The sequence below is a fragment of the Rickettsia argasii T170-B genome (assembly GCF_000965185.1).
Classification (GTDB): Bacteria; Pseudomonadota; Alphaproteobacteria; order Rickettsiales; family Rickettsiaceae; genus Rickettsia; species Rickettsia rickettsii.
The window spans coordinates 38,717-52,094 of record NZ_LAOQ01000006.1; the positions used below are offsets into that span (position 1 = coordinate 38,717).

Genomic DNA, 13,378 nt, shown 5'->3' on the forward strand with positions numbered 1-13,378 from the left:
ATTATTCTATAATTTCAGATTTATTAAAGAAAAATTCGATTTCTCTTTTCGCACTATTTTCACTATCTGAACCATGAATACTATTAGCCTCAATTGATTCGCCTAAATCTTTTCTAATAGTACCTGCTTCAGCTTCAGCAGGATTAGTTGCACCCATAACGGTGCGGTTTAAAGTTATAGCATCCTCCCCCTTAAGCACTTGAAGTACTACCGCTCCTGAAGTAATATATTCAACTAAGCTATTAAAAAACGGTCTTGCTCTATGCTCATCATAAAAACATGCAGCTTCATATTTAGTTAAAAATTTCATTTTCTGAGCCACTATTTTTAAACCGGCATTTTCTAAGTAAGTATTAACTTGCCCTATTTTATTCCTTTTGATAGCATCAGGCTTAATCATTGAAAAAGTATATTGTATTGTCATTTTGTAACCTATTTATTATAATTATTAAATGTATTTTTTAGCTGAACGATTCCATATTAAAGCAAATAATCCTCCTCCTAAAAGAGCAGAAATACTGAAAAATATAAATACCCCATTCCAACCATAATTATCGCTAATCCATCCTACGCCGACTCCCGCAATAGCCGCTCCTAAATAACCAAATAACCCTGATAATCCATTAGCCGTACCGACAGCCTGACGGGTACTAAAATCAGCAGCTGCTATACCTACAAGGAGCTGAGGTCCTGAAACCAAAAAGCCTATTAAAGAAAGAATTACTATACTTAATAATTCACTGTGAATAGGAAGTTTCCAAAACAAGACTAACAATAAGCTAAGCAATACCATACATATGGATGCAACAGGACCTCGACGACCTTGAAATAGTTTATCAGATAAAACACCTGCTATTAATGCCCCTGGGATACCTATCATTTCATATAAACCGATTTGTAAGCCTGCATTTGCAAGACTTATATTACGTAAATCTTTTAAAAATGTTGGAGCCCAATAAATTACTCCGGAACGTATTATATAAACAAACATATTTGCTAAACAAACATACCATATTAGCTTATTACAAAAGACCATTTTAAGTAATTGTGGAGTTAATAGCTTCTCATAATCTCCTATAGCTTCAGGCGGATATTCTTTATATTCCTCTACGGTAGATAAACCTACTTCTTTTGGAGAATTACGAAGCCTATTATATAAAAAAAGCGATACTACACAAGCAACTACACCTGGGACAAAAAAGGCAGCTCTCCAATCAAATTTATCGATTAAATAACCGCAGCTTATCATAGCAAGGGCACCACCTATTTGATTAGAAGTTGCACCCATAGCCCATTTAGTTCCAAGTTCTTTTGAAGCGAACCAGTGAGTAAGCATCTTTGTTGCAGGAGGCCAGCCCATAGATTGAAACCAGTTACTGGCTATCCATAAAATTCCTATAAGCCATAAAGAATCTGAAAAACCTATTAGCATAGTAATGATCCCGACAAATAAAAGCCCCAAAACCATAAATATCCGAGCATTAACTTTATCGCTAATAAACCCGTTACACGCTTTACTAACTCCATACATAATAGATGAAGCAGTTAATATCCAGCCAATTTGTGTTTTAGTAACCCCAAAATATTCTCTTATAGCAGGAGTTGCTATATTAAAATTCTGACGACAAAAATAAAAAGTTGCGTAACCTATAATAATAGAATACAAAACCCTTACTCGCCAACTATTATATTTTTTTACATATGGCGATCTTGGAGTTTTAATTTTGGATCTTGTATTTTTCATATTATAAACTCTCCGACTATAAAAAAGCAAGTTTAAGAGTCTAGCAGTAAATAAATTTTAACAAATTCTATTTTTCAGTTTTATTTACCAAAACTTTATACTCTTTATTTAAACCTTTAACGGCATATATCCATAATATTACTATTACAAAGAATATAGAAGCAAAATAAGGAGTTGCCTCTACAAAACCAAATACAGGAAATAAAATAAAGAATGTAGATTGAATAATAGCACCGCCTGATTTACCAAATCTTCCTCCGATAACTTCAACAGCAGCTTGCCCTTTTACTCGTAAATCCTTATCAAGCGGAATATACGCCATGTTTTTAGTGGCATCAAATAAAGAATATTTTACACCTTTACTTAAAACATTTTGAATCATACCGATCATAACAGCAAGTGCTAAAGGACCTGAAGCAAGAATACCTGTTAAATGCATAGCAATAACACTATCAAAAAAGATAAATGCAAAAAACGCTGCACCGGTAATTAACATCATTAATGGAGTTATCATAGCTGCAGTTAACCATGATACTTTTCTTAAAATATTACTACCTATAAGCATGAAAGCAATTGCAACCCAACCCTGATAAAATTGGAACTTACCCATATATATAGTATAAGCCTCTTTCGTTGGATATAATTCTTTTACTTTGGATTTCCAAACACCTTCAACTAAATTTACTGAAACACCGTAAGCAATAAGTAACAATGCAATATAACCTACATACTTAGAAGTAAAGATCATTTTAAAACTGTCTATTAATGACATTTTAGCTTTAGCTTTCTTTTCTTTTACTAATGCTGGATCATAAAGTCTAGGATCGGTTAGAACGTTTTTATTCATCCATCTATATGTTAATATTACCAAAAAGCTACTTGTTATCATTATAACAAATAAAGGCACAAATTTTAGATGTTCTGCAACTATTTGAGTTTTTTCATGCAAGCAATATCCAATAATTACGGATGTTACAGGCAATGCTAAATTAGCAAGTAAACCAAACATTGAGTAAAAACGTTTAGCTTCATCGGTTTTAGTAATTTGGTTAGCAAATTGCCAAAATAATAAACTAAGCATCATTGTTCCCCAAAGCTCTGCCATAGTATAAAAAGATGCAAAACTCCATTTCCCAACTATTCTTATAAACCATTTGAAATTAGGATAAGCTAAACTCCAAGATTCTATGGTTTCAGGATCAGGATGAACTAAATCAGGGTAGGGGTAAAGAACAAACGCAAATAATGCAAAATACCCTAAGAAAAATGAAGTAATAACATAAAACACGTTTTCTTGCTTTAAAATATCGCAGAGCTTAACATAAATTACCATAGCGATTATGGCAGAAGGTAGTACGATATATGTTTTTAAGAAACTTATTGCTTCTGCCCCTATATCCGTTACTACAAACCCGTCTTTAATTGAACGAAGCGTTGAGTAGTTTAATAAAATACAGAACATCATAAACGCCATAGGAAGAAACTTCTTATTTTCATATCTTTCTATAGGCCAAATTACCTTGCTTAGTTCCGAGAGATAATTGTCACTTTTGGGATTATTCATAAATTAAATTTTTCTATTTTTTTGAAGATAAATATTGTACTAAAATATGTTAGAAAAGTCAAACCTATTGATTTTTTCTCAAAAGAAATTAAATAAAATTATTAACTATAGGATGCGTAAAAGAAATATAACAATTTATTTACTTGATTTTAGCTTCTATCTATAATTTTCTATTTATAAATTATTATAATAAAATATATGTCCAAATTAAAAACAGCTCTATTATTAACTGCTATAATTTTTATAACAGGTTGTAAAAGTAATATGAAAAATGAAAACAATATTTCATTACCGCAATATGTAACTTTGAACATTCAAACCTTAAATAGTTCAGAGGATAAAACTATTAGAATAAAGGCAAAAACTTTAAACTTTCCTTTATCTTCAGAAGATTTACGTGATATATCTATTTTAGAAAAGAAATATGATCAAGAAGAAAATTGTGCAGGACTTGCTGCACCGCAAATAGGCATATCAAAATGTATAATAATATTTGCAGTACATGAAGATGCAGAGTTAAAAAAATGGCGTCCTGACCTTAAGGATACAATGCCTAAAACTATTTGGATTAACCCCTCATATAAACCGATAGGTATTGATAAACATGAAGATTACGAGGGATGCTTTTCTGTTGAAAATGCTACAGGACCAGTAGCAAGATTCAAGAAAATTCATTATCACGCATATGATATAAATGGCAATCAAATTCAAGGTATCGCAGAAGGATTTTTAGCAAGAGTTATCCAGCATGAAATCGATCATCTAAACGGAAAAGTATTTTTAGATTATGTAGCTCCCAAAAAAATAATGACTAAAGAAGAATATTTAGAAATGCGTAAAAAAGCAATGGAGCAGGAAAATATAAAATCTTAGAGTTCTCTAAATCTCAAATATCATTCTAGCTAAAATTTGAGTATGTCATTCCCGCGAAAGCGGGAATCTAGCAAAAAGCGACATTATCTAAGCTTTTAATATGAAAAATTAAATATATTTGTATCTTTTAGTTACTGAATTCCTATCTTTGCAAGAATGACATTGTTCCATGTTAAGGCAACGTAAATTTACTTTATATTATTTGGTATAATACTATTGCATCGGATACGGGACGCACGAGATGTTCGCCTAAAGCTTCATCTTCATCACCTATTACATTATTTATAATTTTTTCGCCCATTAATAATGTCCGTCTAAATTGATTGCCGATTCATATCCAAGTTAACATATAATCTGCAAGTTCTGTTTTAGTTATCCTATCACAGTATACTTAACAAGGTGTTTTTCTAAAATTTTAAAGCTTCAGGGATTGTTAATTTATCAACATTTATTTCTTTCTCTTTCCGTATATATTGATCTTACTTGCACAAGCTTAAGGTCTTTTACATGTTGCTTATAAATATGCTCGACTACAACTATAACTATAGTACCGTCATTACACACTCCTAAGGCAGTACAAGCATGAGCCGGATCATCTTGCTTTGGATTATCTACAACATTTTTACCGTTTTGAATCAATAAGGGAATACCGGTTACTATTGAAGCAGTGTTACTTAAATTTATAAGCTTACCGTCTTTATAGATAAATTCCAAAATTAGCTTTACAGAATCATTTATATTTACTACCAGCAAACTTGTTGCTTGTGGAAAGGACACAATATAAAGCCTTTCTATGGAATTTGATTATCACCATGCTTACTTATTGCCGTAACAATAAAATTAGACCTATTCTGATCAATCAAAAATTCTTTGTTAGTATACGACGTTAATTTGGTAGACGCCCAAACATCATTATAGAAAGTAATACCTTTTAGGTTTGAAAAATAATTAACTTGATTTGGAATAACAGATTTATCGCCTATTGCTACTAAAATTTTTGCACTAGCCTTGGTAATTTGAATATTGCCCTGATCTATAATTAACAAACTTTGTAGTTGTTTTCTAAGACTAAATAGTTTGCCGTCTATCATTAAAGTAAGGCTTGGTCTGCCGTCATCACTACCGGCGATTTCAAAGAATCCGACATTAATAGCAGCAGCTGCATTAGTGCGGTGTGCCATAACGTTTACTGTTTCTCTGTCTATAACCTGATTATGAGCTTTAACTAGTTTTAACCCAAAATTCTTAGGATCAATAGTTAACACATGAATCACATGCTTATCTTTTTCATAACGATTATATGTTAAGCCTTTATATTCCTTTGCGTATATTTTAAAACTGATTATTAAAGCAAGAAATAAGTAAACTAATCTAATAATATTGTTTTACTTTTTTTAACAATAAAATTTAACCATAATGCCTCTTTACTTGGAGAGAATCTCTTACTCTTTTCCGTCCATATTTTAACTATTTCAAAAAGCCTGTTAAAATAAGGTTTTATTGTATCTTCATGCATATTGTAAAAATCGCGATCATCAAGTTGTATAATATCTGAACCGTATCCGTAAGAAGCATAAAAAATGCCTTCCGGCTTTAATGCAGCATGAATTTTTTATACACATTGATTGTTTCATTATAAGGTACATGAAGGAGAGTTGCTTGAGCCCAAACACCATCAAACGACTCCTTAAAATCGATATCTTGAAAAGTGGAGTGTAGTACATCTATTCCGGTTGCTTTTGTAGCTCATTTAACCATTTCGGTTGAACCGTCAAAAGCAGTAACTTGATATCTTTGACTTAAAAAATATTTTGTATCACGACCAACTCCGCAACCTGCATCTAAAATATGAGCTTGTTCAGGTAAATAGCTAGTAAATGCTTTATAGTTATAAGACAAATCTGCATTGATTGTTCTGCTATAAAACTCTTGAGCGTTATTATTATAATATTGTATATTTATACTCACCAAACAATAACATACAAATAGAAAATACATATATATAAATTTCTATTATATATTAGACTTCTTTTCGAACTCGCTTATAGGGAGGAATTTGGAGGACACACGGAACGCAGCACCACAGCGTATAAAAAAGTACATGAGGATGCGAGTACCGGATTGACGTACAAATTACCCCTAGAAGTAGAGTTCCAAAAGAAGTCTATTGACTATTAGACTTAAAAATGGTCTACTTATCAAGAATAAGGCTTAAGGTTTATATGATAAAAAAAATAATATTTGGAATAGCTATTTTACTTAGTACAAGCTGCTTTGCCAATAGTACAACTTCTGACGGCTCAAAAAAAGATGCAGCAAAAACTAACGATGTTACAACACAAAAAATTATAGATGATTTTTCTACTTACGCCGGTACTATAAAACCGGAAGTACGGGAGGAAATACAAAAATATAGAGTAGCAATAGTCAAGATTAATAAGAAGAAACGTGAACTATATAACAGCCTTTCCAAAGAGGCTCAAAATTTTTTAGCAGAGCAACAAAAATATAAACAAAAACTATCTATCTCTAAACTACCGGCAGAAAACGACCAAAAGAATAATACTGCTAATTCTAATGATAATAAAAGCAAAGATACAAAATAAATTACTTTTCTTAGCCGTTATTGTGTGGGTCAAAAATCGTCATTGCAAGCAGCCGTAGGCTGTGCGGCAATCTTATGAAATAATAACAAACTCCTGGGATTGCTACGCAATTTCCTCGCAATGACAGATAAACCTATCCATACAACAACTCCGCTTTTAGCTAGGTATTTCATAAATCTGCTCTACTACACCATCAAGACCCATTAAAAAAGTATAAACTTTTAATTGGGGGAATTTTTCTTTTATTATATCACGGGCCTTGTTTAAAATTGCTGCATGTGCTGCCGTTTCTTTTTCCTTGGTATTTAGCTGTTCCTGACCTATAAGTATTTTATAAGCTCCACATTCTCTATGATCAAGAAAAACAATTTGTTTTATGTTATGTAATTCTTGCAAAATCTCAATAGTATCTTCTATTGTTTTTCCCCAATAAGTATATTTGTCGTTAACGAGAGCAAGCGATGCACCGGGCAGTGATACTTTATCAAAATTATCTTCTAATCCTAATTGCTTCATTAATTTATCTGTTTCATCTATTAATCTAAAATCTACACAACTAATTAAAAGAGTAGAAGCTTCATTTAATGTTTTTAAATGTTCATTACTTACTTCTACCTTTACAACTTTCTTATTGGCAATTATATCATTGTTAGCAGCGTAAAGATTTAAACTAGACACTATAATAAACCCTAAAATTATATATTTTACATGTATCATAAAATTCTCCTATTTAAAAATATTTCTTACAGGCTTTAAAATAAGAATAACCTGTAATGATTGTTAAAAAAGCGGCAATCCATAAAATTATTTCCCCTACTATATCTAAATAAATAATTCCTGAACCTTTTGAGCCTAGTATCAATATCGATAAAGCAAACATTTGTAAAAACGTTTTTACCTTAGCGAGTCTCGATACAGGCACACTAACCTTTACTAGAGCTAAAAATTCCCGAAGACCGCTAACTAAAAATTCTCGTGCTAAAATTAATAAGCAAGGTATCTCATCTACATTATCTTTTTTTATTAGCATGATAATAACACAACCTACAAGTAGCTTATCTGCTATAGGGTCAAACATCTTGCCGAAACTTGTAACTAAATTATATTTTCTTGCAATATAACCGTCAAAAAAATCCGTAATACTAGCTAAAACAAATAATAATGCCCCAAGTTTACGTGCAAGTGAATTATTTATATAAAATACCAGTATAATAACTGGAATTACCATTATTCGAGCAATAGTTAGATAATTAGGTAAATTTTTATCTATTCTCATTAATTAATTAAATTTATTAATATAATATTGTTGAACGATGGATAGAATATTATTCCAAGACCAATATATTAAAAGTCCCACAGGAAAACTACTAAACATAAATAAAAAAATTAGCGGCATAAATTTCATTACTTGAGCTTGCATAGGATCCGCAGGTTCAGGGCTCATTTTTTGCTGTAAAAACATAGTAATAGCCATTAAAATAGGCCATGCTCCAATCATTAAAAATGACGACGGCGAGAACGGTAATAAGCCAAATAAATTAAAAATAGTAGTAGGGTCAGGTGCAGATAAGTCTTTAATCCAGCCGTAAAACGGTGCTTGCCGCATTTCAATAGTTACATACAATACTTTATAGATGGAGAAAAATACTGGAATTTGAACAAGTATAGGTAAACAACCAGCTACCGGATTTACTTTTTCTTTTTTATATAAAGCCATAATTTCTTGATTTAAACGTGCTTTATCATCACTGTATAAATTTTTTATCCTATCGATTTCCGGCTGTAAATTTTTCATTTTTTTCATCGAACGATAAGACTTATTGGCTAAAGTAAACATTAATAGCTTAATTATAACCGTAACAATTAATATACTAACACCGAAATTACCGACATAGCCATAGAAATAATTCATGGCATAGAAAACCGGTTTGGTAATTATATAGAACCAGCCAAAATCAATAGCTCTATCAAATAATTTAATATCATATTGCTTTTCATATTTATCAAGCAAGTCTACTTTTTTTGCTCCAGCAAAAATTCTGCTTTTAATTGAAAAATTTTCGCCGGGCTTTATTATTTGTACCGGTGAAATAAAATCTACCTGATATCTTTCAGTCCCTTGCTTAAGAGCATAATTAAAATTCGAGCTGTAATTACTTGATTTATCCGGAATCAAGGAAGATAACCAATATTTATCGGTAATTCCTATCCAGTCAACCTTACTTGCTGCAAATTTTTCACTTTTCTTATCTTTAATATCATCATAAGAATATTCTTTAAGATTCTCGTCTATACACCCGATAGGTCCTTGATGTAATATATTCACCGCTTTCTCTACGGCAATATATTTACGATTTATTAAACCGTAAGATTGCACAGGAAGTTCTTTATCACTATTATTAACGATGGTTTGCTCTATAGTAAATAAATAGTTTTCATCGACAGTAATAGTAATTAAAAATTTAACTCCGTCTTCATTAACCCAAAATAAATGAACAGGTTTTTCAGGGCTTAATATTTCACTATCACTATTCCATATAGTATCGTTGTTAGGGAGTTTTACACTAGATAAATTACTAACTAAACCAACTTCAGCAAAATATGCATTTTCTGTATTAGCCGGTGAAAATAATCTCACTTCAGGACTATTTTTAGATAAATCTTGTTTATATTTCTTTAATATTAAATCATCAAATCTAAGTCCTTTTAATGAAATAGAACCGGTAAGTGATTCAGATTCTATTTTAATACGCTGTACTTGACTTTCTTCTTGAACAACAATACCAGTTGCAGGTGCGACTAAAGCTTTTAACTGTTGTTTCTTTAAATTTTCTGCTTTCTGCACTGCTATTTGCTGTTGCTGTTTTTTTTGTTCAGGTTTTACAACAAAATACTGCCAACCGAAAATTATACTTAAAGACAATACAATAGCGGCTATTAAATTAATTATATTATTATTCATTCCTAGGTCTTAAATTTTAATATTTTTAAAGCTTTAAGTTTTAAAGCATTTAGAGAAAATAATCAAGTAGTATATATACTGCTTTGCTTTCAAAAGTAGTGAATATCCAAGCTGAAAGACAACTTCCATCTTGGATACAAATTTAATTTATTTTTTTATTTTTACTACTTTTCATTTTACTTCAGATATATTATACCACTCCTACATTCTGAAATATTTTTAATTTAAATTCAGGAAGTATAGAAATGAAATGTTCAGAAATATTGTCCTGTATATTTTCATAACCTACTAAATTGACTTCTTTAACAAAGATATATATTTCTATAGGCAACCCATTAATCGTAGGTTCAAGCTGTCTTACTAGAAAAGTAAACCCTTCGGTATAAACTGCCGGATTATTTTTTAGATATTCCTGAATATATAATTTGAATAGTTTAATGTTGGTTAAATCTTTCTCTTCTTTATCAAGAGTGATTTTATCTATTACATCCTTTGATATATAAGGAGATTTTTTTAGTGCTTTTAAAATAGTAGCATCACAGAAGTTAATAGTTGCCATATTAATATTAAATACTCTCTTTACCCTTCTTGCTCCTGATTCACTAATTCCTCTATAATTAGTTACGTTAGAATTTAAAATACTGTAAGTAGGAACTGTGGAAATAGATTGGTCAAAATTCCTAATTGTTACTACGGAAATAGTAATTTTTTCAACTGTTCCTTCAATTGCACCTATACGTACCCAGTCTCCAATATTAATAATTTCTTGAGTAGTTAGTTGCAAGCTTGCAAGTAATCCTAAAACGGTATCTTTGAAAACAAATGTTAAAAGAGCTGCGGCTGCACCTAAGCTTGTTAAGAATGTACTAAGCGAAATATTTAATATATATGAAATAGTTACCATTGCTGCAATAACTATGACAATAATTTTTAATATTTGAAAATATAAGCTAAGCGGTGCATTTTTTGTAACGGCTTTGATTCTATTGTGATACAGATCTGCAAAAGCATCTATAAGCGTTAATAATAACATCGTCACAGATATACCAGTATATAAGATTACTATAGTATCTTTGATTCCCAGTAATACATGTGCTTTAAAAGCAGTAGAATGAAAAATCTTTCCCCAACATACAAAGTAAAGTGCTAATAAAGTATGTAATAAATAACGAAATATAGGATATTTTTTTATCCTTTCATAATCATCATAATGATGTCTAGTTAAATAATTTTTTACAGGAATAAAAATTAATCTTTTAATTAGAAATATCACCGGTATAAGAGATACTAACATAACAAACAATAATACTAACTCTGTACTTGAGGTATGATATAGATCCATTAAATATTGCATATTTTACCTATCATTATTATTATAAATATAAATCTTTTTTATTATTACTAAGAATTTTATTTTTATCAATAATTTTAACTCAAAAGAATTTGGTATTGCTAAGCAAATATAGATACTGTCATTGCGAAGCCACGAAGTAACTGCGGCAACCCATAAAAATAATAAAAAACTGAATTGCTTCGTCAATTACTTACGTAATGTTCCATAACTCAGACGTTAAATGAATTAAATAACTTATTTATCTATGACATTTCCTAATATCAATCCAATTATTTTCTCTATAGGTCCACTTGCTATCTCTTGGTATTCTCTTTCATATGTAATAGGAATTTTGCTAGGCTGGTTCTATGCAAATAAAATTATAGAAAAATTTAAGCCTCAAATTACCAAAAAAAATCTAGAAGATTTCATTACTTATGCCGTTATAGGCATAATAGTCGGAGGCAGACTAGGGTTTGTTTTATTATATAACCCTTCTAGATATTTTTCAAATCCAATAGATATCTTAAAAACTTATGAAGGCGGGATGTCTTTCCATGGCGGAGCTTTAGGGGGGACTATTGCTGCTTATTTGTTTTGCCGAAAATATAAAATTAATTTTTTAAGTCTCACGGATATAATAGCCCCTGTAGTACCTATCGGATTATTTTTAGGTAGAATCGCTAATTTTATTAATGGCGAACTATACGGACGTATTACAAATTCTTCTTTTGGTATGATTTTTCCGAATAGCGATTTTATGCCAAGACATCCTAGTCAATTATATGAAGCTTTTTTTGAAGGTTTAGTATTATTTAGTATCTTAGCATATGCAACATTTAAGCACAAAACTCTTAAAAAGTGCGGTTTAAACTCAGGAATATTTTTAACATTTTACGGTCTTTTCCGAATCACTATTGAAATATTTAGAGAACCCGACATACAAATCGGGTTTATTTTAGATAGCTTAACTATGGGACAAATTTTATCTGTACCTATGTTACTTTTAGGAAGTTATTTAATATGTCAATCGAATCCAAAATAAGACAATTAATTGATCAAAACGGTTATATTACTTGCGATGTCCTCATGCAGGAGGTATTAAACTTAAATCCTACTTCCTATTATAAGCAAGTAAAATCATTGGCTAACGAAGGTGACTTTGTTACGGCTCCTGAAATTTCACAGCTATTCGGTGAAATTATCGGCTTATGGTGTATCAGAGAGTGGCAAAGAATTGGCTGCCCAAAAAGTCTTAGTTTAGTAGAGCTTGGTCCTGGTCGAGGTCTATTAATGCGTGATTTACTACGTACTGCAAAATTAGTACCAGAATTTTATAAAGCTTTATCAATTGAACTAATAGAAATTAATAAAAATTTTATTGCTCATCAAAAGGCTAATTTACAAGATATTAATTTACCGATTAGTCATCAATCATTTGTAGAAGATATACCAAAAAAAACTACTATAATAATAGCTAACGAATTCTTTGATGCTATACCTATAAAGCAATATATTAAAGTCAAGGAATTATGGTATGAAAGAATATTTGTAGTGCAGCCGGTAGACGAAAGAATTAAATATGATAAAATAAGCGTTAATAAGCAATTACAAGAATATCTGCTGCGTACTCATATTGAAGCAAAAGACGGGGCAATACTTGAAGAATCTTATAAATCGATAGAAATTATAAAATTTATAGCGCAGCATCTAAAAAGGCTAAGCGGCAGTGGCTTAATAATAGATTACGGCTATGATATAGCTCCGAATGGTAGAACTAGATATCAATATAATCAAACATTACAAGCGGTTAAAAACCATAAATATTGCCCCATCCTTGAAAATCTTGGAGAAGCTGATTTATCGGCACATGTGGATTTTTATGCATTAAAGACGGTAGCTAAAAACAGCAAAATAAACGTAATAGATACAATATCGCAACGAGATTTTTTAATAGAAAATGGAATCTTATTACGCAAACAAACATTGCAAGACAAGCTTAATGATAGACATCTTTCCAAATTCGCTTATAGAGAGGAATTTAAAGGAGACACGAAACGCAGCACCGCAGCGTACACTTTAGTACGTGAAGATGCGAGTATCGGATCGACGTATAAATTACCTCTAGAAGTAGAGTTTGGAAAGATGTCTGAGCAGGCACAAATAATAGAAAGACAGGTAGAAAGACTAATATCACCGAAACAAATGGGAGAATTATTTAAAGTATTACAAATTATGAATTAATTTAGGTTTTGTGGACATTTCTAAAAAGATTTAATTTTGGCTATTTGTTGCT

Annotated in this window: 15 protein-coding genes and 1 pseudogene; 5 read left to right on the plus strand and 11 right to left on the minus strand. The window is 30.8% G+C overall.

Annotated features, from left to right (window positions below; genetic code table 11):
- Window position 1 precedes the first annotated feature (1 nt).
- The 3 genes from ndk to tlc1 all read right to left on the minus strand — a co-directional run bounded on the left by ndk (window position 2) and on the right by tlc1 (window position 3,308).
- Window positions 2-424: a nucleoside-diphosphate kinase gene (ndk, locus tag RAT170B_RS06565; RefSeq protein WP_010976767.1), complete on the minus strand. Its 423-nt coding sequence runs from the start codon at window positions 422-424 to the stop codon at window positions 2-4.
- A gap of 24 nt (window positions 425-448) precedes the next feature.
- Entirely contained in the window at window positions 449-1,744 is a 1,296-nt protein-coding gene (locus RAT170B_RS06570) for an MFS transporter (RefSeq protein WP_045805937.1), read from the minus strand.
- A 67-nt stretch (window positions 1,745-1,811) separates the two neighbouring features.
- Window positions 1,812-3,308, minus strand: a complete 1,497-nt coding sequence (gene tlc1, locus RAT170B_RS06575) for an ATP/ADP exchange transporter Tlc1 (protein ID WP_045805938.1) — start codon at window positions 3,306-3,308, stop codon at window positions 1,812-1,814.
- Between the two features lie 198 nt (window positions 3,309-3,506).
- Here tlc1 and RAT170B_RS06580 point away from each other — a divergent pair, with 198 nt between their 5' ends.
- Window positions 3,507-4,181, plus strand: a complete 675-nt coding sequence (locus tag RAT170B_RS06580; RefSeq protein ID WP_014120468.1) for a peptide deformylase — start codon at window positions 3,507-3,509, stop codon at window positions 4,179-4,181.
- A gap of 441 nt (window positions 4,182-4,622) precedes the next feature.
- Here RAT170B_RS06580 and RAT170B_RS09160 read toward each other — a convergent pair whose 3' ends face one another.
- The 4 genes from RAT170B_RS09160 to RAT170B_RS06600 form a co-directional block, all read right to left on the minus strand.
- Window positions 4,623-4,958: a phosphodiester glycosidase family protein gene (locus RAT170B_RS09160; protein WP_261368765.1), complete on the minus strand. Its 336-nt coding sequence runs from the start codon at window positions 4,956-4,958 to the stop codon at window positions 4,623-4,625.
- 14 nt (window positions 4,959-4,972) lie between these two features.
- Window positions 4,973-5,455, minus strand: a complete 483-nt coding sequence (locus RAT170B_RS11795) for a hypothetical protein (protein ID WP_261368766.1) — start codon at window positions 5,453-5,455, stop codon at window positions 4,973-4,975.
- Window positions 5,456-5,547: 92 nt separating this feature from the next.
- Window positions 5,548-5,697: a hypothetical protein gene (locus RAT170B_RS06595; RefSeq protein ID WP_041404294.1), complete on the minus strand. Its 150-nt coding sequence runs from the start codon at window positions 5,695-5,697 to the stop codon at window positions 5,548-5,550.
- Window positions 5,698-5,927: 230 nt separating this feature from the next.
- Window positions 5,928-6,149, minus strand: coding sequence for a class I SAM-dependent methyltransferase (locus RAT170B_RS06600; RefSeq protein ID WP_225981290.1), 222 nt, complete (start codon window positions 6,147-6,149; stop codon window positions 5,928-5,930).
- Between the two features lie 54 nt (window positions 6,150-6,203).
- On the opposite strand from RAT170B_RS06600, the pseudogene RAT170B_RS09170 reads away from it, so the two are divergent.
- Window positions 6,204-6,353: pseudogene (locus RAT170B_RS09170) on the plus strand (palindromic element RPE1 domain-containing protein); the annotation flags it as partial.
- Between the two features lie 50 nt (window positions 6,354-6,403).
- Window positions 6,404-6,787, plus strand: coding sequence for a hypothetical protein (locus RAT170B_RS06605; protein ID WP_045805939.1), 384 nt, complete (start codon window positions 6,404-6,406; stop codon window positions 6,785-6,787).
- A gap of 156 nt (window positions 6,788-6,943) precedes the next feature.
- Here the strand turns inward: RAT170B_RS06605 and RAT170B_RS06610 are convergent, their stop codons facing one another.
- The 4 genes from RAT170B_RS06610 to RAT170B_RS06625 form a co-directional block, all read right to left on the minus strand.
- Window positions 6,944-7,504: a carbonic anhydrase gene (locus RAT170B_RS06610; protein ID WP_017443546.1), complete on the minus strand. Its 561-nt coding sequence runs from the start codon at window positions 7,502-7,504 to the stop codon at window positions 6,944-6,946.
- Window positions 7,505-7,517: 13 nt separating this feature from the next.
- Window positions 7,518-8,063: a CDP-diacylglycerol--glycerol-3-phosphate 3-phosphatidyltransferase gene (pgsA, locus tag RAT170B_RS06615; RefSeq protein WP_014013797.1), complete on the minus strand. Its 546-nt coding sequence runs from the start codon at window positions 8,061-8,063 to the stop codon at window positions 7,518-7,520.
- Window positions 8,064-8,066: 3 nt separating this feature from the next.
- Window positions 8,067-9,749 (minus strand): membrane protein insertase YidC, encoded by a 1,683-nt coding sequence (gene yidC / locus RAT170B_RS06620; protein WP_045805940.1) that lies wholly within the window; start codon window positions 9,747-9,749, stop codon window positions 8,067-8,069.
- Window positions 9,750-9,939: 190 nt separating this feature from the next.
- Window positions 9,940-11,103, minus strand: coding sequence for a mechanosensitive ion channel family protein (locus RAT170B_RS06625; protein WP_045805941.1), 1,164 nt, complete (start codon window positions 11,101-11,103; stop codon window positions 9,940-9,942).
- 244 nt (window positions 11,104-11,347) lie between these two features.
- Between RAT170B_RS06625 and lgt the strand changes: the two genes are divergently transcribed.
- Together lgt and RAT170B_RS06635 are read left to right on the plus strand one after the other, a co-directional pair.
- Entirely contained in the window at window positions 11,348-12,127 is a 780-nt protein-coding gene (lgt, locus tag RAT170B_RS06630; protein ID WP_014013794.1) for a prolipoprotein diacylglyceryl transferase, read from the plus strand.
- The gene (locus tag RAT170B_RS06635; RefSeq protein ID WP_045805942.1) at window positions 12,106-13,326 is read left to right on the plus strand and encodes a class I SAM-dependent methyltransferase; all 1,221 of its coding nucleotides are present in this window, start codon (window positions 12,106-12,108) and stop codon (window positions 13,324-13,326) included. The genes lgt and RAT170B_RS06635 overlap by 22 nt, the downstream gene beginning before the upstream one ends.
- Window positions 13,327-13,378 lie beyond the last annotated feature (52 nt).

Coding starts and splice junctions, on each gene's coding strand:
- ndk (WP_010976767.1), bottom strand. CDS start 424: ATGACAATACAATATACTTTTTCAATGATTAAGCCTGATGCTATCAAA.
- RAT170B_RS06635 (WP_045805942.1), top strand. CDS start 12,106: ATGTCAATCGAATCCAAAATAAGACAATTAATTGATCAAAACGGTTAT.
- RAT170B_RS06610 (WP_017443546.1), bottom strand. CDS start 7,504: ATGATACATGTAAAATATATAATTTTAGGGTTTATTATAGTGTCTAGT.
- yidC (WP_045805940.1), bottom strand. CDS start 9,749: ATGAATAATAATATAATTAATTTAATAGCCGCTATTGTATTGTCTTTA.
- pgsA (WP_014013797.1), bottom strand. CDS start 8,063: ATGAGAATAGATAAAAATTTACCTAATTATCTAACTATTGCTCGAATA.
- lgt (WP_014013794.1), top strand. CDS start 11,348: ATGACATTTCCTAATATCAATCCAATTATTTTCTCTATAGGTCCACTT.
- tlc1 (WP_045805938.1), bottom strand. CDS start 3,308: ATGAATAATCCCAAAAGTGACAATTATCTCTCGGAACTAAGCAAGGTA.
- RAT170B_RS06570 (WP_045805937.1), bottom strand. CDS start 1,744: ATGAAAAATACAAGATCCAAAATTAAAACTCCAAGATCGCCATATGTA.
- RAT170B_RS06580 (WP_014120468.1), top strand. CDS start 3,507: ATGTCCAAATTAAAAACAGCTCTATTATTAACTGCTATAATTTTTATA.
- RAT170B_RS06605 (WP_045805939.1), top strand. CDS start 6,404: ATGATAAAAAAAATAATATTTGGAATAGCTATTTTACTTAGTACAAGC.
- RAT170B_RS06595 (WP_041404294.1), bottom strand. CDS start 5,697: ATGCATGAAGATACAATAAAACCTTATTTTAACAGGCTTTTTGAAATA.
- RAT170B_RS06625 (WP_045805941.1), bottom strand. CDS start 11,103: ATGCAATATTTAATGGATCTATATCATACCTCAAGTACAGAGTTAGTA.